At 59.6% G+C, this 19,990-nt stretch carries 14 protein-coding genes; 2 read left to right on the forward strand and 12 right to left on the reverse strand.

Annotated elements, in window-relative coordinates; genetic code table 11:
* Positions 1 to 61: 61 nt before the first annotated feature.
* The 12 genes from AC4IHP_RS15565 to yaaA all read right to left on the reverse strand — a co-directional run bounded on the left by AC4IHP_RS15565 (position 62) and on the right by yaaA (position 16,733).
* Positions 62 to 718: an alginate O-acetyltransferase AlgF gene (locus AC4IHP_RS15565; RefSeq protein WP_016771605.1), complete on the reverse strand. Its 657-nt coding sequence runs from the start codon at positions 716 to 718 to the stop codon at positions 62 to 64.
* A gap of 14 nt (positions 719 to 732) precedes the next feature.
* A complete protein-coding gene (locus AC4IHP_RS15570) occupies positions 733 to 1,905 on the reverse strand; it encodes an alginate O-acetyltransferase (RefSeq protein WP_490832099.1) in 1,173 nt (390 codons plus the stop codon).
* A gap of 10 nt (positions 1,906 to 1,915) precedes the next feature.
* Complete coding sequence (locus AC4IHP_RS15575) at positions 1,916 to 3,481, reverse strand: MBOAT family O-acyltransferase (protein WP_024011674.1); 1,566 nt, start codon at positions 3,479 to 3,481, stop codon at positions 1,916 to 1,918.
* Positions 3,482 to 3,690: 209 nt separating this feature from the next.
* A complete protein-coding gene (locus AC4IHP_RS15580) occupies positions 3,691 to 4,815 on the reverse strand; it encodes a mannuronate-specific alginate lyase (protein WP_490832100.1) in 1,125 nt (374 codons plus the stop codon).
* 8 nt (positions 4,816 to 4,823) lie between these two features.
* Entirely contained in the window at positions 4,824 to 6,290 is a 1,467-nt protein-coding gene (locus AC4IHP_RS15585) for an alginate O-acetyltransferase (RefSeq protein WP_460124191.1), read from the reverse strand.
* Positions 6,291 to 6,301: 11 nt separating this feature from the next.
* Positions 6,302 to 7,873, reverse strand: a complete 1,572-nt coding sequence (algG, locus tag AC4IHP_RS15590; RefSeq protein ID WP_038861124.1) for a mannuronan 5-epimerase AlgG — start codon at positions 7,871 to 7,873, stop codon at positions 6,302 to 6,304.
* 26 nt (positions 7,874 to 7,899) lie between these two features.
* On the reverse strand, positions 7,900 to 9,381 hold the full coding sequence (locus AC4IHP_RS15595; protein ID WP_024011678.1) for an alginate export family protein: 1,482 nt from the start codon (positions 9,379 to 9,381) through the stop codon (positions 7,900 to 7,902).
* Positions 9,378 to 10,895 carry an alginate biosynthesis TPR repeat lipoprotein AlgK gene (gene algK / locus AC4IHP_RS15600; RefSeq protein WP_490832101.1) on the reverse strand — a complete coding sequence of 506 codons (1,518 nt, stop codon included), beginning with the start codon at positions 10,893 to 10,895 and terminating at the stop codon, positions 9,378 to 9,380. The genes AC4IHP_RS15595 and algK overlap by 4 nt, the downstream gene beginning before the upstream one ends.
* 15 nt (positions 10,896 to 10,910) lie before the next feature.
* Positions 10,911 to 12,080 (reverse strand): alginate biosynthesis protein Alg44, encoded by a 1,170-nt coding sequence (locus tag AC4IHP_RS15605; RefSeq protein ID WP_024011680.1) that lies wholly within the window; start codon positions 12,078 to 12,080, stop codon positions 10,911 to 10,913.
* A gap of 35 nt (positions 12,081 to 12,115) precedes the next feature.
* Positions 12,116 to 13,597, reverse strand: coding sequence for a mannuronan synthase (gene alg8 / locus AC4IHP_RS15610; protein WP_371924006.1), 1,482 nt, complete (start codon positions 13,595 to 13,597; stop codon positions 12,116 to 12,118).
* Positions 13,598 to 13,827: 230 nt separating this feature from the next.
* Positions 13,828 to 15,144: a nucleotide sugar dehydrogenase gene (locus AC4IHP_RS15615; protein ID WP_490832102.1), complete on the reverse strand. Its 1,317-nt coding sequence runs from the start codon at positions 15,142 to 15,144 to the stop codon at positions 13,828 to 13,830.
* An 809-nt stretch (positions 15,145 to 15,953) separates the two neighbouring features.
* Positions 15,954 to 16,733 (reverse strand): peroxide stress protein YaaA, encoded by a 780-nt coding sequence (gene yaaA, locus AC4IHP_RS15620; RefSeq protein ID WP_490832103.1) that lies wholly within the window; start codon positions 16,731 to 16,733, stop codon positions 15,954 to 15,956.
* 266 nt (positions 16,734 to 16,999) lie between these two features.
* On the opposite strand from yaaA, the gene AC4IHP_RS15625 reads away from it, so the two are divergent.
* Positions 17,000 to 18,124, forward strand: a complete 1,125-nt coding sequence (locus AC4IHP_RS15625; RefSeq protein WP_460124203.1) for a polysaccharide deacetylase family protein — start codon at positions 17,000 to 17,002, stop codon at positions 18,122 to 18,124.
* A 338-nt stretch (positions 18,125 to 18,462) separates the two neighbouring features.
* Complete coding sequence (locus tag AC4IHP_RS15630; RefSeq protein WP_024011685.1) at positions 18,463 to 19,857, forward strand: PhoH family protein; 1,395 nt, start codon at positions 18,463 to 18,465, stop codon at positions 19,855 to 19,857.
* Positions 19,858 to 19,990: the final 133 nt, after the last annotated feature.

Raw genomic sequence — 19,990 nt, forward strand, 5'->3', positions numbered from 1 at the left:
AAGTGGTGAGTTAGAAGCACTTCACTTGCAGCTTGAAGCTAGTAGCTGATAGCTCGAGCGATTAGCGAGTCGAAACCGGGCGTTTCACCCAGACTGGCGACAGGTTGCTGCCGTTGCCGGTGACGTACAGCACGGCTGCCTCACCACGCTCCAGCGCGACCGGTTTCACGTCGCCGACTTTCTTGTCGCCTTCGTACAGCGCCAGGCTGACTTTCACCGGGTTGATTTCACGTTCGCCACGGCCCTTGGCTGCCACGTTCGGCACCACTTCGGTCTTGCCGTCGGCGGTCTTCAGGGTCAGCGGCTTGTCGCTGAGGTTCTGCACACGTACCAGGGATTTCTGCTTGTTCTTGAACGGCGGTTCTTCGATCAGTTGTGGCGCGCCGGAAGCGTTGTTGACCAGGGTGTAGTAGTGGTCACCGGCGAGTTTCACCGGCAGGGTCTGGCTGCCGACTTTGGCGCTGTAGTCGCCGCCCGGCATGAAGCTGAAATCGCTGCTGGCCAATGGCGCGATATCGCTCAGGTTGGTGCTGCCGACGGTCGCGCTGACTTCAGCGTTGCTGGCGTTGTAGACACGCACGAAGGTCGAGCCTTTCGGTGCGGTCGGGCCATACAGCGCGGCGTCGCCACCGGCGAAGGCTGGGACGGAAAGTACGCTGAGGCCAGCAACCAGTGCGAAGCTTTTAGCGAGACGACGAGGAGTAGTAGTGAAAGTCATGGTGTACCTCTCTTTCAGTTTTGCGCCCGATCGGGCGTCTCGGATTTAGTGTTGATGGCTACGTTTTGTTGGCGGGCGCCGGCTTGTTTGAGCTCTGCGACCCACTGCGGGTCGGCGTCGCCGATTTCGTTGTTCACAGGCAGATATCGTTCAGGAAACTCCCAGATCAGCACTTGCGGCGGGCTGTTCTTGAAGTCATCGCTTTTCAGGTAGCTGAGCATCGGCAGAATCGGGCCGTGGCCGTCTTCGGCGTAGTTGACGACGTCACTGTGCAGCGCTTGTTTGAGCGCACCGACGAAGTTCCAGTTGGGGTTGGCGCTGTAGCTGGTGCCGATCAGCGCGACCGGTACTTCGCTGTTGGCGAACAGCGCGTCGTCACCGGCAGGCTGCTCGGCGGCAACGGTGTTGCGTTTGAGCAGCGGCTCAGGCGCCGGCATCATGTTTTCGAACAGCGGATCGAGCGGCAGGAACAGACGCAGATCGCCCTTGTGCGTGACCTTCTCTGCTGGCGTGGTGACGAAGCGCTGTGGCTCGCCGCTCAGCGGGAATTTCTCGGCAATGGTTTTCGCCAGCCTGTTGGCTGCGATCTCGGCGCCTTCCGGCGTCCAGTGGGTGTCGGTGCGCAGGAACACTTGCTGACCGTTCTGCTTGGCCTGTTGCAGCGGGCCGAGCAGGTCAGGGGCGAGGATCTTGTCGGCCGCGACACGGGCGTGGAAATCCTGATAGAGGTTCTGGTGAATGCTCGAAGGCTTCACTTCATCCAGATGCTCCGGATACAGACGCACCTTGGCCGGCACGATCGCCATCACCAGTTTCACGCCTTTCTCTTTCAGGGTCTGACGCACGCCTTCGACCAGCGCGTAGTTGCCTTGCAGGTTCTGCTGTTCGTTGACGATCGGGTTGAATTCCTCATCGCTGTACAACCACTGGTCGCGGCCGAGCACGACGCCCGGACGACCTTCGTTGAACAGTTTGAAATCCAGCGCGGCCCAGAGGTTGGTGCCCAGACGCTTGATCGGGAATTCATCGTCGTAGTGGGTTTCCACCGCCTTGGTCCAGCGGCCATTGAGCACCGTCGCATCGGCATTGGTGCTGAAGCCGAAGAAGCTGCGAATCGACCACAGACCGAGGACCAACAGCGTCACCAGGAACAGGGCGATGTAGAAGATGCGTAATGAGCGGGTCATGTCAGATCCCTCAGAACTGGAAGTAAAGGAACGGCGAGAAGCTTTGCGCCGAGAGTTTGAGAATCGAGGCGATGAACAGCAGCAGGATCAGCCCGCGCATCACGTAGCGCGACCAGTCAGCGGTCCAGTAGGCCGGTTGCACCTGGGCTTCGACGCCGACGGTGTAGCCAGGTTCGTGGATGCTCGCCGGATTTTCCCCAGGCGCTGCCTTGATCATTCCCGGGGTCGCGGTGGCAGGGCCATCGGCCTCGACGTTGACTTCCGGCTTGGTCTTGGCTGGCGGCTGATTGGTGTACAGATCACGCAGGCCGAAGAACGCCAGGGTTACGTAAGCCACCACCAGAGTCGCTACTTGCAGACCGGTGAGGCTGGCCTGATTGAGTTCCGACAGCGACCAGTCGCCGAAGCTGAACATTGCACCGTACATGCGACCGGCGACGTGCAGGTTCTCGGCACGGAAGATCACCCAGCCCATCACCACCAGCAGGAAGGTGAGTGCCCAGCGGATCGGGTTGAGGCTGCGCGGCGAAGTGTTCAGGCCGAGCATTTTTTCGATCGCCAGCCACATACCGTGCCAGGCGCCCCAGATGATGTAAGTGATGTTCGCGCCGTGCCACAGACCACCGAGCAGCATGGTCAGGAACAGGTTGCGATAGGTCATCAGTGTGCCTTTACGGTTACCGCCGAGGGTGATGTACAGGTAGTCACGCAGCCAGGTCGACAGGCTGATGTGCCAGCGGCGCCAGAACTCGGTGATCGACTGGCTGATGTACGGCTGCTTGAAGTTTTCCATGAAGCGGAAACCCATCATCAAGCCCAGGCCGATGGCCATGTCGCTGTAACCGGAGAAGTCGAAATACAGCTGCGCGGTGTACGCCAGCGCACCGAGCCAGGCATCGCCCGTGGTCGGGTTCTGCAAGGCGAAGCAATGGTCGGCGACCACGGCGAGGGTGTCGGCAATGAAGACTTTCTTGATGAAACCCTGCATGAACCGCGTGCAGCCCTCGGAAAACTTGTCGAGGGTGTGCGTGCGGTTGTTGAACTGATCGGCGAGGTCACGGAAACGCAGAACCGGGCCGGCGATCAGGTGCGGGAAGATCGCCACGAAGGCTGCGAAGTCGATCAAGTTGCGCGTGGCCGGAGTGTCGCCACGGTAGACGTCGATGATGTAGCTGATCGATTCGAAGATGTAGAACGAAATACCGATCGGCAACAGCACGTGAGTCAGGATGAACGGTTCGAGACCGAACGAAGTCATGATTTCGTTGATGCTGTCGACACCGAAGTTGGCGTACTTGAAGTAGCCAAGGATGCACAGGTCGACGGCCACACCGAGCAGCAGCCAGCGCTGCGCCGGTTTGGTTCTAACGCCGGCGGCACCGACCTTCAGGCCGATCCAGTAGTTCCACAGCGTGACCGCTGCGAACAGCGCGAGGAAGTCCACTCGCCACCAGGCGTAGAACACGTAGCTGGCGATCAGCAGCAGCAGGTTGCGATAGCGTTGCCCGCTCAGGTAGTACAAGCCGAGAAAGATCGGCAAGAACAGAAACAGGAACACGTTGGATGAAAATACCATCCCGATCTCTCCATGTTTGAACCAACAGTCAAGGGCCAAAGCCCCCCCAAACCCCCCACGAAAAACCGGAGGGTCAACTCACAAATCTCAAACCTGACACCGATTCATGTAGGAGCTGCCGCAGGCTGCGATCTTTTGATCTTGATCTTCAAAAGCCAGATCAAAAGATCGCAGCCTGCGGCAGCTCCTACAGGGCTTTGCGTCTGGCCTTACGAACCCTTGTTGCCCTTTTCGTGCGACGGGTCGTAGACCTTGGTCAGGTCGCCGCCAAGACGGAAAGTCTTGAACGGTTGCATGTCGCGTTTCTTCTCGATCACCTCCGGCGCGCAGGTGTAGAGCGTGCAGAAGGGTTCGAGCCAGGCGAATTTCATGTCCTCTTTCAGGTCGGTCATGTCCTGCTTTTTGCCGTTCTTTTCTTCGAACTCGTCAGGGTCCTTCACGCCGGCCAACACCCGATCACCCAGACGCTTCAGCGCGCCGTTGTTCTCCTGACGCAGATCCACACCATTGACCTGGGCGAAACTGGCGATCATTGCCAGCGGCGGCAGGGCGTAGTTGTGATAGGCGAGGGCGCGTTGCTGGCGCTTGAGTTCGTTGGGCAGGAAGCCGTCGGCGTCGACCTGGTTGACGCCAACCTTGTATTCCTTCACCGCCCAGTCGAACAGGTCGCGGCGGTTGGTGGCGACGGCGGTGGCCATCACCGACCAGGCAGCCCAGTACGAGTGGTTGTTGGTTTTTTCCAGCGGCAGGTTGTCCCAGTCGCTGACCACCTGATCGGCCATTTTGCTGAACCAGGCTTCGATCAGCTGCGCTTCCTGCTGGTGCTGGGCCAGTGGATGCGAGTCGGAGAACTTCAGGCGAATGTATGACGAGGCCATGCTGCCCAGCGCCCATTTGCGCATCGACTTGCCGGTGTGGTTGAAGTCTTTGGACATCAACGCGTCAGCCTTGGCCCACGCGGTCAGCCAGTCGAGCGTGCATTCGAGCTGCTCCGGGCGACCGTCGCGCATGAACTGCATGACGCGCTTGGCGGTGCCGCGCTCCAGCGTAGTGATGTCTTTGGTGGTGTCGCGAAAGGCTTTTTCCGACTGCACGTTCAGCGTTGCGCGGGCCTTGTCCGAACCTTCGTATTTGCTGCGAAATTGCAGCGGACCGGTGTACGGCGCCGGCATCGCGTCGCAGCCATCGCTGTTGTCGCCGGTCTTGAATTTATCCACCGGGGCGAAGTAGCCCTGCGGCGGACGCAATGGCGCGGCGGCCTGAGTCGCCCCGGCGAACATCGCCAGGCTCAGAAGTGTCGGTGCCAACAGGTTTTTCAGTTTCGGATTTCGCATAGCAGACCTCATTGCCCGAGCTGCGCGGTCTGTTGACCGACGCCCGGGAATACGTTGCGTTTGCAGATTTTCGCTTCGACTTTTTGTGGCGTGGCGCCAGGTCCGGCTTCAGGACCCTGGACTTCAACGGCCAGCAGATTTTGCGAGGCCCAGTCTTCGTCCGTGCGCAGCTCAAAGGCGAAACGACCGTCGGTGTCGGAGGTTTCCGGTTTCTCGATCTTGATGTCCTCGTGGCGACCGTTCATGTACCAGAGGGTGGCTTGCAGGGTTTTCACCGAGGTGTCGGCGAAGCGGATATCGACCTGATGGTTGGCGTTTTGCAGGTTCAGGTTCTTGCTGTTGACCAGCAGTTCTTGCTTGCTGCCTGGCTTCAGCGTGGTGCTGGCGGACATCTGCGCGTCTTTGCCTTCGCAACCGTTATCGAGCAGCGCCATCATCTGGCGATAGATGGTTTCCTGGTCGAGGCGATACAGCGGCGAGAATTCCCAGATGAGAATCTTCGGCGGGGTCTTCTGGAATTCTTCGCTGCCCAGGTACTGCAGCATCGAACCTTCGAAACCGCCGCCGGGGAAGGCCACGTTGAGAATGTCGGCGCCGATGGCTTCTTCGAGGAAACCGGCGAAGTTGTAGTTCTTGCCGCTGTGCGACGTACCGACCAGGGTGATCTGCGGATTGCCGGAATCGCCGAACAGATCGCCGTCGCCGGCCTCGCCTTTCGGCTCGGTGGTGAACTGGTCCATGTACTGGATCGCGTAGCTGGTGCCGCACAGTTGCCCGGCCATGTTGTGCAGGGTGCCGGTCTTGCCCATGCGTCCGGAGCGCTTGGTCTCGAATTCACGCTTGGGAATGTCGGCGAAGGCCGGGATCTGCTTGACCTTTTCGGCGACGATTTTTGCCGTGCGCTGGGCACCGTAAGGTGTCCAGTGCTGGTCGCCACGGAAGTAGAAATCGTGGGCGGGCAGGGTGTCCGGCAGCGATTCGTTGGTCAGTGGCGACAGATCCGGCACCACGTAACCCATCTTGGCGAAACGGCCGAGCATGGTCTTGTAGTTGCCCAGCGCTTTCTCGTAATCGAACGCGGCTTTTTCCTGCGGGTTGAGCTTGTTGCGGTTCACCAGGCCACGGGTCGGCTGGTAAACGATCACCAGCTCCACGCCTTTGCTCTTGAACGCATCGTGCAACTGCTGCAGGCGCTTGTAGCCGGCCGGCGTAGTGTTGAACTCGGTGCGCAGGTCTTCCTGAGTACGGAACAGCCAGTCGCCCTGGGCTTGGACCAGCGTGGTGAAGTTCTGCTGATAACGCGTGGTGTAGTTCTTCGCGTCATGGGCAGCCGGGCACAGGTTGCAGCACGGCTCGGCGGTGAACTTCGGTGGCGTGACGCTTGCGCCGTCAGCGTCGGCGCGGGCGTTGCCGGCAGCGAGAATGCCGAGGGTCAGGGCCGAGAGGCTGAGCAGTTTGATCATGTGTGGGTGCATAAAAATTATCCTCAGTCCTGCAATTCGGTCTGGCGTTCGACAGGGTCGATCAGCACGGCTTTCTGCTGGCGCACCAGCAGGTCGAGAATTTCATCCTGGCGCTCGCCGAGGATGCCGTTGAAGCTGATCCCGCTGGACTTGGTCGGCGCCAGCATCGACACGCGATACAGCTCGACACTCAGCGGCGAGTCGATCGACAGCGGGCCGCTGCCATTGGCCGCCAGTTCACCGCCGACGACGATCAGCGAGACCTGCGCGTCGAACGGGTCGAGCTTGATGTCACGGTCGGTGTCGGTCAGGTCCTTGATGTGGCCGTAGATACCGGTCAGGCCGTTGGTCATGGCGACGTTTTCGTAGAGGCGGATGTTCACGCTGTTACGAATACGAATGCCGTGACGGGTATTGCTGATGACCTTGTTGCCCCACAGCAGGTTGTCGGCAGACTCGTAGAGCGTGATGCCGTCGGTGTGGTTCTTGTAGATCTCGTTGTAGGCAATGATGTTGTTGACGCTGTTACGGTCGATCACCAGGCCCGACAACTTGTTGTCGAAACTCTTGTTGTTGAAGATGAAGCTGTCGTTGACCTCACGGGAAATAATGATCCCGTGCTTCTTCTTCGTGCCGTGAACGGTGTTCTCGGCAATGATCAGACGGTGCGAGCGGTCATGCGGGTCGATGCCGTAGACGATGTTGTCTTTGTAGGTGTTGCCCTTGACCACAAAGTCGCTGGTTTCGTAGCAGTAGAAGCCGTACCACATGTCCGAGAACTCGGAGCCGACGATCCAGCCAGTCGGTTCCGGGCGCTTGAGAACCTTGGCCATGTTCGGCGTGTACTGGGAAATACTCACCCCGTACGACTTACTGTTGGCGTAACCGAAACTGGCCATCTTGCTATTGACGATGTAGGTCTCGGTGCCGCCCCAGGCGAGCAGGAACGGACGGAATTCCTTCGGCGAACGGAAGGTTGCCGGGCCGTTTTCCTTCTCGCGCCAGCCGGTGACTTTGGTGTCGCGCACGAACAGCTTGCCGTCGTTGACCAGGAATGAACCGGCCTCCTGGGACAGGCGCAGTTCCTGGGTCTGACCGTCGATTTCGAGGATGCCTTTCTCGCCGACCACGATCGGCAATTTGGCCAGATACACGCCCGGAGCGGTCTCGCTGAAATACTGCTTGGGCAGTTTTTTCGCCAGATCCTTGAGGTTCATGTAGCCGTCGTCGATGAAGATCGCCTGCGGAATGCCGTGCTGACGCACGACCCATTCGGCCATCTTGTTATCGCCGCCGATGAAGTCCTTCAGGGCATTTTCCTGCATCATCCGGCGCACGCTGATCTTGCCCGGCTTGCTGCGCACGATCTTCGCGGCAGCGGCTTCGGCGGTGAAGCCGGACAGGTCAGGCAGTGTCGGCTTGGCCAGTTTCAGCGCGTCGGTCGGCGCGCTGCTGACGGTGTAGGTCTTGGCCTGTTGCAGTTCTTTGGCCACGGTCGCAGGTTTCGCCGGTTCAACATTGGCGAAGGCGCCGGCGCTGGCCAGCAGCATCGCGCCGGCCAGCAGGCTGAGTGAGCCTGTTCTGGTGCTGATCATGTCGGGCACTCCCTTGGCGGTTTGCATCAGAAGCGCCAGATCACGTCAATGAATGCGCGGTGCATGTAGGAATCAACCTGGCTGCCATAGGCATCGCCCGGCTTGAACACACCGCCACGGAAACGCACCAGTGCCGAAGGCTCGTCGATCGACTGGCTCAACGCCGCCGGCAACAGGCCTTGCTTGAAGTACTTGGTGACGACCAGGTCCATTTCCTGACCCAGGTCCTTGTTGCCATCTTCAAGCGGCAGCGAGGTGCTGGAGAGGATCGCGCCGGTGACGTCGTCGGTGTTGTTTTCCACCGCGTTGATGCCGTTGCTGCCGACCGGCTTGTTGCCGTCGACACGCCAGAACTTGTGGTAGATCAGGCTGGCGTCGTACTCGTCGTTGACCATCCACGAACCGAACAGGGTGGCGGTCTGCATGTTGTTCATTTCGCCACGGAACGCTTCGCCGAAACGGTGCACGCGTGAGCGGGTACCGGTGTAGTTGGAGCGGTTGCTCTCCAGACCGTTCTGTTCGTAATCGGCACTGGCGCGGGCGTAGGCACCGCCGACTTGCCACTGCGGATCGAGGCGCAGACGCACGCCGACATCAGCTGCCCAGCCGCTGATGTCATCGCTGCGCTTGGCTTGTGTCGGGCGCGTGCCGTCGGCGTTCAGCGCGTTGACCGTGTCACGGTCGCCGCTCATGCCGGTGATGCTGCCCCAGTAGTTGACGGTGTTGGTGTTGCGCCAGTTGTAGGCGTCGCTGTCGGCGGTCAGGCCGATCCAGCTGATGTCGCCGTTCTCGGTCTTGTCCAGCGAATCGCGCGGGACGCCCGGCTCGGCGTAATCGAGTTTGCCGTCATCGTGAGTGTGATGACCGCGAATGCCGACCCACTGCCCCGGCGTCCACTGGTAAGCGGCGTCGGCGTAGGCGTGCAGGCGATCCTTGTCTTTCGGTGCCAGCTCTTTCAAGTCGGTGCGGTATTCGCTGAAACGCTCGGCAACACCGGCATTGGCCCGCAGCAGGGTGGTATCGAAGGTCCAGTTCAGCGCTTCGATGTTGGTGTCGCGCCATTGGCCGTCGTCATTGCGCAGACGCTGACGACCGAACTTCAGAATTTCGCCAGGGTAGGGCGTGAAGCCGCTGTAGCCGACCCAGAACTCGCGCATCGCCAGGTAGTTTTTCTTGGTTTCGCGATCGCCGCTGTCGGTGGCCTGTTCGCCGTCCGATTGTTGCAGGGTGTCGGTCTCGATGATGTCGGTCGAGGTCACCGCCTGACCCATCGCATAAGCGCTCCACGCGCCGCTTTCGCCGTAGATCCAAGGACGCAGGTCGAGGCCGACGCCGTTGACGTCGCCGCCGCCGGCAGTGCCGAGGTCACGGTCGTCTTCGGACTGGCCGGTGAGTTTCACTTCCAGACCGAAGTTCTTGCTTTCAGTCATCGCAGCCAGTGTCGGGCAAGACCAGAGCAGCGCGAAGGTGAGGCCAATACCGGCCTTCACGAATGGGTTCAGCTTCATAGTTTTTCCTCGCCGTCTTCTTCTTGCAGGGCGTGCAGTTGCAGCGTGTTCGAGTTCAGGGCGCCACGGCTGGCCTGTTCCTGTTGCAACAGGCGGCGGGCTTCGGGCAGGCGCTCGGGCGGCAGTTGCGCCTCGAGGGTCGCTGCCAGTTCATCGGCTTGCGGGGTGTTCTGGGCCTTGGCCAATTGGCTGAACACGTAAGCGTTCAGCGGATCGGGCTTGGTGCCCTTGCCTTGGGAGAACAGCTGGGCGATGGCGAAGTCGGCGCTGTTCTGGCCGTTGCGCGCAGCGGTCAGCAGGTGGTCGAGAGCCTTCTGCGGGTAGACCTTGCCCAGGTAGCCACGGCGGTAGATCTGACCGAGGTAGTAATCGGCGGCGACTTCGCGGCCAACGGCTTTCTGGAAGTGTTCCTCGGCGACTTTCGCGTCGGCCGGGACCATTTTGCCTTCGTAGTAGACCTTGCCCAGCAGCAGTTCGGCGCGCGGCTGGTCGGCGGCACGGCCGTTGTCCAGGTACTTCATCATCTGGTCGACGTCGCCCAGTTCAGGGAAGTCGTAAAGCAGTTGCGCGAGGGTGACCCACGATGCAGGGTAGCCCGGAGCGATCGGCTCGAGCAGCGCCTGCGCGGTTTTTTCGTCAGTCTTGCCCAGGGTCGAATCGGCCAGCACGCGGGCTACGGAGTCGACACGCTGCGCGGTGACGGTGCCACGGCTGTAACCGGCCTGCATCTGCTTGATCAGCTCGGCCTGTTGCTCCGCCTGGCCACGTTTCTGGTAAACGGTAGCCAGTTCGACGTAGCAGATGTCGGTGGTGTTGAGCGCAGCCTTGCAGATCTTTTCCACGTCATCCAGGTGCTGGTCGTAAGTGCCCTGGGTGCGATACAGCAGCACCTGCGCCAGACCCGCTTCCGGGTAGCCCGACTTGCGCCACTGATCGATCTGCTGCTGGGCGTTGATGTTGGGGAAGCTGTGCGGGTATTGCAGATACAGCATCGCCAGCGGGATCAACGTGTTGCCTTCGCCATTGGCGGCGGCTTTTTTCAGCAGGGTTTCGGCTTCGTGGTGCTCGGCTTCGGTGGAGCCCGGCTTGGCCACCAGCAGGCGACCGAGACGTGCCTGGGCACGCGGCGACACGCTGGCCGCTGCGCGGTAAGTCGCTTCGGCCTGTTTCATCTGCGCCGGGTCGCGGCTGTCGACCTGGATATCGGCCAGGCCGACTTGCGCCTCGCTGTAACCCAGATCGGCCAGTTGCTGGTAATTCTGCGCAGCGGTGGCGGTGTCGCCACGCTTGAGCGCTTCGTTGGCCAGACGCTGATCGGGCAGGCCGGCACAACCGGCCAGAGAAACTGCCAGTGCCAGCGAGCACACCATCAATCCCATGTGGGAGCGACGGTGCGGCGATCCGACCTGCTCGCGAAGCAGTCGACTCGGTACTTCAGACAAACCGCGCTGGCCCTTTCGCGAGCAGGCTCGCTCCCACAGGGTCGGCGGTGTGTTCAAGTTATACGTAGTCACAGGCATGTCCTCGACTTAAAGACCGGCAGCCATGGCTTTGTCGATCAGCCAGTTCAGGTTCGGGCCACGGTCGCTGTTCACTTCCACCGGGCGGCCGGCGAGGCTGCTGTCGAGCGGCTCGTCTGGCTGGATCTGTACGCGGATGTCGGAGGACAGGTCGGCGCTCTTCAGGCTGGTGCTGCTGACGATCTTGCCGGTGCGGGTCTTGTCTTCGCCGGCGATCTGGAAGCTCACCGGGGTGCCTGGACGTACGTCGCCGAACTGGCGATAGGAGAAGCGTGCTTCAACGTTGGCCTGGGTGTTGCGCGGCACCAACTGGAAGATCACGTCGCCCTTGCTCGCGTACTGACCGTCAGCCACCAGTTGCTGGGCCACGGTGCAATCGCACGGCGACGTCAGGGTGCCGGTCATTTGCTTGCCGAACAGTTCTTCAACCTTGGCCGGGGCCAGTTGGTCTTCGGCCAGATGGCCCTTGAGTACGTCGAGCATGCTGGTGCTGAAAGTTGCCAGCGGGGCGCCTTTGGCGGCGACGCCGTCGGACTTGACCAGGCTCTGCACGGTGCCGTCACGCGGCATGGTGATGTTCATCCCCGGGACGCTGACCAGACCGGCCTGCGCGTGGCTGACGAAGTACATGCCATACACCGACTTGAAGATGAAACCGGCAGCGACCAGACCAACAGCGAAAATACCGGCGCTGAAGGTCACGGCTTTCAGACGGCCGAACGGGGTCATGCCGGTGTCGTTGGTCTTGTTCTTGCGCGCCTTGGTGAAGTTGTCGCGCTGCAGCGTCGCCAGTACTTCACCGATGCTGACGATGTCGCCGGCCAAGTGCGAAGTGATCAGGTGACGCAGGGTGGAAATGTCCTGCGGCTCGAGGTTCTGGAACTGGCAGCCGGCGCGGCCGGTGGCGCGGTCAAAGGAGCGCACCTGCAGTTCAACGTCCATGGCCAGGCCGAGGTTGTCGATGACAAATTGCAGACGCGCCTTGTACACCTCGCCGATGGTCAGCGGCATCTGTCCGGCGTTGAACGCCAGACCGCCAGCCGACAGATCGAGGACCCGCGCTTCGAGCGGAGTCCGGTCAGGGCCGAAGAAACGCAGCTTGGCCGGGATTTTCACGCGAGCGTGCTGGCGCTGGGCTTCGGATTCATGCACTACGTTGACGTTGACGGCGGTATTCATAGGGGCGATTTCCTTGTTAATTCAATAGGAGCGGGTCAGACCATCATCAGCAGCACGGCGACAAAAATGCTGCCGGCGGAGAAGGTCATGGTCCGAGACGACCAGGTGTTGAACCAACGTTGAAAGCTGGCGAGATCACGGGTCAGGGATGTGGGCTGGCGAGTCCAGGATTGTTGGTCGAGGCGGAAGAACACGTAGATCTTCACCAGGGCGCCAACGATCTGGTTGTAATACAGAATCGCCGGGTAAGCAGGGCCAATGCGGTGACCGGAACACGACAGCAACAGCGTCAGGATCAGGCGGGTGATGCCGATCCACAGCAGGTACACGAGGATGAACGCGGTGCCGTACTTGAAGCTGGCGATCAGTGCGACGGTCAGGCCGAGCAGCGAGGTCCACATCGACACGCGCTGGTCGAACAGCACCACGGAGGTGAACGCGCCGAGGCGGCGGATACCCAGACCCAGTGCACGCGAGTTCTGGCGCAGGTTGTTGCCGTACCAGCGGAACATCAGCTTGCGGCTGGCCTTGATGAAGCTCTTTTCCGGCGGATGTTCAACGGTGTTGATCGCTGCGTCCGGCACGTAGAAGGTGTCGTAACCCAGGCGCATCAGGCTGAACCAGCTCGACTTGTCGTCACCGGTGAGGAACTTGAAACGGCCCAGACGCCAGTGTTGCAGCGAGTCGCTTTCAACGTCGGCGATGAATTCCGGATTGGTTACCACGGAGGCTTTGAATACCGACATCCGACCGGTCATGGTCAGCACGCGCTTGGACAGGGCCATCGAGCACATGTTGATGTGGCGCTGGGCAAAACGCAGCTTGTGCCATTCGCTCATGATGTAGCCGCCACGCACTTCGCAGAACTCGTTGGTGGTCAGGCCGCCGACATTGCCGAACAGCTGGAACCACGGCACGGTCTTGCGCACGACGCCTTCGCCGAGCACGGTGTCGCCGTCGATCACGGCCACCACGGCACGGTCATCCGGCAGGTGACGGGAGATCGCGCGGAAACCGAAGGCCAGACCATCGCGCTTGCCGGTACCGGGAATGCGCACGAAGTCGAGCTTGACCCGCTCCGGCGGATTCATCCGCGCCCACAGCGCCTTGACCAGCAGCTCGTCGGACATTTCCACGATCGAGCAGACAATGGTGGTCGGCAGTTCGCAGTCGATGGCTTCGCGGATCACTGAGCTGTAGACCTGCGCGGTTGTCAGCGCGTCAATACGAAAGCTGGTGACCATCAGAAACACATGCGACGGGTCGGCCGCTTTACCCAGCTTGCGTACTTTGCGACGCAGATGCGGGTAAACGATGTAGAGAAAAATCATGCCGCGCACAAAGTGCGTTGCACCCATCGAGTAGCGCCAGATACCCACGGCGCCAATCAGGAAAATGAAGTCCTTCGACTCGGAGTCGAATGTGGACGTGGGCAGCATCAAGGCCAGGCCCATCAACAAACTTAGGTAAAACAGCCAACCGGCGGCCTGAAGTAGGCCGTGTTTTAGCCTGTGCATAATCTGCATCCGTCTCTATCTCGGGCTGGGCCCGATGGGGTTAAGGCAGGCTCATCAATGGCCCACTGTAGGAGCTGCCGAAGGCTGCGATCTTTTGATCTTCTGGGTGTTCACTCACGACTCAAGTGACCCCGGTAAAGATCGCAGCCTCGTTTCACTCGTCAGCTCCTACCACGGGTTCACACAGTCAGTGCGCGGCGACGCGGTATGCGGCGCCGCGCAATGTCTGCTTACCAGCAGATCCCTTCGGTGCGGCTACCGGCGCTGGTGGCCTTGGACATGAAGCCCACCAGGTCGATGACTTGCTTGCCCTGCGGCGCTTCCTGGGCCAGCGAACGGAATTTCTCGTCGCGGTTGCCGAGGATGATCACGTCGGAGTTATCGATCACCGAGTCGAAGTCGGAGTTGAGCAGGGACGATACGTGCGGAATCTTCGATTCGATGTAGTCCTTGTTCGCACCGTGGACACGGGCGTATTCGATGTTGCTGTCGTAGATGCTCAGGTCGTAACCCTTGCCGATCAGCATTTCGGCCAGTTCGACCAGCGGGCTTTCGCGCAGGTCGTCGGTGCCGGCCTTGAAGCTCAGACCGAGCAGGGCGACTTTGCGTTTTTCATGGCTTTCAACGATGTCGAAAGCGTTCTGCACTTGCGATTCGTTACTGCGCATCAGCGAGTTGAGCAGCGGCGCCTCGACGTCCAGGGAGCCGGCGCGGTAGGTCAGCGCACGCACGTCTTTGGGCAGGCACGAACCGCCGAAGGCGAAGCCCGGGCGCATGTAGTACTGGGACAGGTTCAGAGTCTTGTCCTGGCAAACCACTTCCATCACTTCACGACCATCGACGCCGACCGCTTTGGCGATGTTGCCGATCTCGTTGGCGAAGGTCACTTTGGTCGCGTGCCAGACGTTGCAGGTGTACTTGATCATCTCGGCAACGGCGATGTCCTTGCGGATGATCGGTGCGTCGAGTTCTTCGTACAGCGATTGCAGAACGTCGCCCGAGGCGGTATCGAACTCGCCGATAACGGTCATCGGTGGCTGATCGTAGTCAGCGATGGCGGTGGATTCGCGGAGGAATTCCGGGTTGACCGCAACGCCGAAATCGACGCCGGCTTTCTTGCCCGAGCAGTCTTCCAGAATCGGGATGACCACGTTGGCCACGGTGCCTGGCAGCACGGTGCTGCGCACGACGATGGTGTGGCGGGTGGTTTTTTCACGCAGGACAAAACCGATCTCGCGGCACACGGCCTCGATGTAGTTCAGTTCCAGGTCGCCGTTCTTTTTGCTTGGCGTGCCGACGCAGATCATCGACAGGTCGGTATCACGAATCGCCTCGGCGAAGTTGGTCGTGCCGCGCAGACGACCGGTCTGGATACCCTGCTGCAGCAGTTCGCCCAAGCCTGGTTCTACAATCGGCGATTTGCCGGCGTTAATCATGTCGATCTTGTCTTTGGCAACATCGACGCCAACTACGTCATGGCCCCGTGCAGACAGGCAACCGGCACATACTGCGCCAACGTAACCCAAACCAAATATGCTGATGCGCATCGCAATTACCTCTGTATATATCAGGCCTTAGAAGGCCGGAGTTAATGGTGTTCAGCGGTCACTAGTGCACTCGGAAGTGCGGCTTACAGGCGCCACAATGCCGTGTGCAGGCATACAAAGTTCCGAGTGTCTAATAAGTGCACTCAAGATGTGCGCAACTAGGCCTTGTTGTTATGACTTGCCCTGTTATGCAGCCGATCTTCCGTGCGGGAAGACTCTAGTGCAGTCGTGTAGCCTGCTCGACGTCCGGTAGGGGGCCGGTAAATCAAGCAGTTAGGTGCTCAGGCGAGCACGTTTATAGGGGCGCGGCCTTGGCCTTTGTAGGGGATATTAATGATGCGTATCTCCTGTCCTTCGATTGTTTTGAGACTCGTTAGTCACTCAGGCAAGTTGCTGTGACAACTTGGTTACATGGCTATCAGCTCTGCGTAAGTTATCTCGTACAAACTCGGCGAGAATCGTTACCGGTGGTATGAGCAACGCATTTGGACATAGTTCCAGCCCGCTCATCGTGCCAGCCGAAATTTTTTGAAATATTGATAAAGATGGCACTGGGTGCAAATTGATAGCACTAACGATTTCGGCCTTTAGTTATCGGGGTGAAACCGGGGTCGATAGTTTTGTGCCACTACGGGTGAAAAATTTAAGTGCCACTACTGAAAAAAAACTTCAGTGTCGAGTGAAACTAAAATTAGAAAACGAAGTGTGGTTTTATTGGCGCCATGAAATTGGCGATATGCAGCGGGGGGATTTTGACTTCGGGCGGACTGCACGACTCTCGAAGAAAAGAGTCGTGCAAAGGGCATGCTTTATTCCGGGGCGTGGTCGCGCAAAAACACCAGATTGTCGGGTTTCGATTGCTCGGCACTGTAGCGATAACCCTGCACATCGAATTGCTTGAGCTGAGCCGGGTCGTTGATGCGTTCCTCAATCACAAAACGGCTCATCAGGCCGCGCGCTTTCTTCGCGTAGAAACTGATGATCTTGTACTGGCCGTTCTTCTGATCCTTGAACTCGGTGTTGATGATTCGCGCATTAAGAGCGCTGCGCTTGACCGCAGAAAAGTATTCGTTGGACGCAAGGTTGAGCAGTACGTCATCGCCTTGCTCGGCCAGCGCTTCATTCAGCCACTCGCTGATGCGCGTGCCCCAGAACGCATACAGATCCTTGCCACGGGCGTTGGCCAGTTTGGTGCCCATTTCCAGGCGATAGGGTTGCATCAGATCCAGCGGGCGCAGCAGGCCATAAAGGCCGGAGAGCATGCGCAGGTGCTTTTGCGCGTAATCGAATTGCGCCTCGCTGAAGGACTGCGCATCCAGGCCGGTGTACACATCGCCCTTGAATGCGAGCAGCGCCTGTTTGGCGTTTTCCGGGGTGAAGGCGGGTGTCCAACTGCCGAAACGCGCGGCGTTGAGGCCACCGATCTTGTCGGACACGTGCATCAACTCGCTGATCTGCGCCGGGCTCAGCTCGCGCAGTTGCTGAATCAATTCCTGCGAATGGTCGAGGTACTGCGGCTGGGTAAAGCGCTGGGTCGCCGGCGGTGTTTCGTAGTCGAGGGTCTTGGCGGGGGAAATCACCATCAGCATGAAGTCGTCTCCTTTAATCGTGGGGGCGATTCTAGGGGGTTGTCCGTGTTGACTCCAGCTATGAGCGTGATAGGTGATCGGTGGTGTCATGGAACAAGATCGCAGCCTCGCTGGAACTCGACAGCTCCTACAGACTGCGCTCGACATGAAACCGTAATGAATTCAGTGGGGTCAGGTAGGAGTTGCCGAAGGCTGCGATCTTTTGATCTTTGTTTTGATCCACCCGCGATATAGTGCCGCGCGGGTTTTGTTATGGAGACATCCCTTTGCGCATTGTTCTTTTATTCACCGCGTGGCTGCTGAGCTTCGCGGCCGTCGCGGCGCCCGGTGATGCGGCGACGCTGGATCGCACGACCTGGCCGGAACAGCTCAGCAATCCGACCCTGTTCGACGTCGCGTCACGGGCGGAAATCCTCATGTTCGCTCGCGGCCTGCTCGGCACCGAGTCCATCGACGAGGCGGCACTGGCCCAGCGCCTGGGCCTGCGCACGGTCAATATCGATGCGGTCAATCAGCTGCGCCAGCGCCTCTGGCAACGCTTGCTGAGCAACTACAACCACGCCCAGCAAAGCTGCGATCAGGACGCCTCGTTCTGCTTCCTCGTTGAAGACCTGCCGACCCTGCGCGAGCAGGCGGCCAAGTTCGTGGTCAGCGACGACAGTTATTACACCAAATGGGCCGAGCCGAGCCGGATCTTCCATTTGCAGTACTTGGACGAGTTGATGCGCAAGGCCGCGCTGTCACCGCAAACCAGTAACGAATTCGATCGTTTCGGCGACTACGAGCGCAATGGCGACGACATGCACGACCGGCTGTTTCTGCTGACCTTCGACAGCGCCGCCAACGTGCAACCGGACAACACCGACTGGCTGAGCGAGTACCTGCGAAAATCGAATCTGAGCGGGACATTCTTTGTCCTGGGCAAGGATATTCAGGCGCGACTCACCGGCCGTTCGGTCAGCAGCCTGCAGGCGAGTTTCTCCCGGCAGTGCGTTGGCGTGCAGGGCTGGGAGTTCCGCTCCCACAGCCATTGGCAGGACTGGCAGGATTCGGTACGGCGCAGCGCCGATCTGGTGAAAAACAAATTGCCGGAAAACTACGTGCCGCTGTTCCGTCCGCCGGATGGCCAGCGCCGCAGTGATGCACAAGGTTTCTTCAACAGCCAGGGCCTGCAAGTGGCGCTATGGGACATCGATGCCCAGGACGGCGCCGGCAAGCTCAAGGGGCCGGCGAGCGCGCAGCGGGTGTTGACCCTGATGCTGCTGTGGCGTCACGGGGTGATCAATTTCAACATGAAACAGGATGCGGTGAAGACGTCCTTGCCGTGGCTGATCACCCAGACTGCGCAGAGCGGCATCGGCTGGGAAGACTGTCAGGACGCGTTTCGTTGAGAAACGACAAAAAGCCCGGAAACATTGGGCTTGGGGTGATTTTCAAAAGGAATTCGATGCAGGCGGACTTCCGACTTTAGCGGGGTACGGGGAGTCCGCCAAGGGCTTTTCGTCACTCTGCAAAATAAACTTAAAAAAACCGTCAAAGTGCTTTTTTATGTCATCGGTTTTGGAGTATTACGAAGACAGACCGCCGAAACCTGCAACACAGGTGGCGTCTTCCCAGACTCCTATTGTGTGCAGTTCATCCAGGCCCTCGTGGATGAATTCGGCAGTCACCTCGAGGCGCAGCACTGTCACGGTATTGCGTCGAATGGCTCCCACAAAGGTGACCGAGTATGGATGATCACGGACGCAGCCCTTCCTCCAACCAGCCAATCCTGTATGTACTCGATACCAACGTATTGATTCACGATCCAAATGCCCTGCTGAATTTCGAAGAACACCACGTTGCCATCCCGATGACCGTGCTGGAAGAGCTGGACAAGCTCAAGAGCGGCCATCACAGCGTGGCCGCCGAATGCCGTCAGGCGATCCGCCTGATCGACAAGACCCTGGGCGATGCGTCCCCCGAGGACGTCGAACTGGGCGTGCCGATCCAGCGCGGCAAGGGCGGGCCGAAGGGCTTGCTGTCAATTCTGATGAGCAAGCAGGCCGAGTCGAACCTGATTCTGCCCGAGCATCTGAACGACAACAAAATCATCAACCAACTGATTGATCTGCACACCCGCGATCCGCAGAAACCGGTGGTGCTGGTCACCAAAGACATCAACATGCGCCTGAAGGCGCGCGCCTGTGGCATTGACGCGGAGGACTACAGCACCGACCAACTGGTCGATGACGTGTCCCTGCTGCCCAACGGCTACCACAACATGACCGGCTCCTTCTGGGACCGCGTGAGCAAGGTCGAAACCCGTCAGGATCACGGCCGCACCTGGCATCAGGTGCAACTGATCGACAACCTGCCGGCCGTGCATATCAATGAATTCATCATCGACGAGCAGGGTTTCGTCGGCTGGATCAAGGAAATCCAGGAGGACCGCCTGCTGATCCTCGACCTGCATCAGGAACCGCTGCTGCATCAGGAGGCGTGGGGCCTGAAGCCGCGTGACATCTATCAGAGTCTGGCGCTGTACGCGTTGCTTGATCCGGACATTCATCTGGTCAACCTCTCCGGCGCCGCAGGTTCCGGTAAAACCATTCTGGCGCTGGCCGCTGCGATCGAGCAGACCATGGTCAGCAAGCGTTATCGCCGCATCATCGCTACCCGCAGCGTGCAGGGGCTGGATCAGGAAATCGGCTTCCTGCCCGGCACTGAAGCGGAAAAAATGGAGCCTTGGCTGGGCGCCATCACCGACAACCTCGAAGCCTTGCACATGGATGACGAAAACACCCATGGCAGCGTCGACTACATCCTCAGCAAAGTGCCGCTGCAGTTCAAATCGCTCAACTACATTCGTGGTCGCAGCTTCCAGCAGAGCCTGATCCTGATCGACGAATGTCAGAACCTCACGCCGCACCAGATGAAAACCATCATCACCCGTGCCGGCGCCGGTTCCAAAGTGGTGTGCCTGGGTAACCTGGCGCAGATCGACACCCCTTACCTGTCCGCGACCAGCTCCGGGCTGACCTACCTGACCGAACGCTTCAAGGATTTCCCCAACGGTGTGCACATCACCCTGCAAGGGGTGCCTCGCTCGATCCTGGCCGAATACGCCGAATCGCATCTGTAACCCTTCACCCAAACCGGGCGGCCCTCAAGCCGCCCGGTTTTTTATGGCCTACACCAATCAAAATGTGGGAGCGGGCTTGCTCGCGAAAGCGGTATGTCTGGCAGTATCAAAGGTGACTGACACACCGCTTTCG

Source organism: Pseudomonas sp. UF-293 (genome assembly GCF_058245595.1).

Bases quoted from the DNA above. Each gene is read 5' to 3' on its own strand.
- AC4IHP_RS15575 (WP_024011674.1), bottom strand. From the start codon at position 3,481: ATGGTATTTTCATCCAACGTGTTCCTGTTTCTGTTCTTGCCGATCTTT.
- AC4IHP_RS15565 (WP_016771605.1), bottom strand. From the start codon at position 718: ATGACTTTCACTACTACTCCTCGTCGTCTCGCTAAAAGCTTCGCACTG.
- alg8 (WP_371924006.1), bottom strand. From the start codon at position 13,597: ATGCACAGGCTAAAACACGGCCTACTTCAGGCCGCCGGTTGGCTGTTT.
- AC4IHP_RS15595 (WP_024011678.1), bottom strand. From the start codon at position 9,381: ATGAAGCTGAACCCATTCGTGAAGGCCGGTATTGGCCTCACCTTCGCG.
- AC4IHP_RS15605 (WP_024011680.1), bottom strand. From the start codon at position 12,080: ATGAATACCGCCGTCAACGTCAACGTAGTGCATGAATCCGAAGCCCAG.
- AC4IHP_RS15585 (WP_460124191.1), bottom strand. From the start codon at position 6,290: ATGCACCCACACATGATCAAACTGCTCAGCCTCTCGGCCCTGACCCTC.
- AC4IHP_RS15615 (WP_490832102.1), bottom strand. From the start codon at position 15,144: ATGCGCATCAGCATATTTGGTTTGGGTTACGTTGGCGCAGTATGTGCC.
- yaaA (WP_490832103.1), bottom strand. From the start codon at position 16,733: ATGCTGATGGTGATTTCCCCCGCCAAGACCCTCGACTACGAAACACCG.
- AC4IHP_RS15570 (WP_490832099.1), bottom strand. From the start codon at position 1,905: ATGACCCGCTCATTACGCATCTTCTACATCGCCCTGTTCCTGGTGACG.
- AC4IHP_RS15580 (WP_490832100.1), bottom strand. From the start codon at position 4,815: ATGCGAAATCCGAAACTGAAAAACCTGTTGGCACCGACACTTCTGAGC.
- AC4IHP_RS15630 (WP_024011685.1), top strand. From the start codon at position 18,463: ATGGATGATCACGGACGCAGCCCTTCCTCCAACCAGCCAATCCTGTAT.
- algG (WP_038861124.1), bottom strand. From the start codon at position 7,873: ATGATCAGCACCAGAACAGGCTCACTCAGCCTGCTGGCCGGCGCGATG.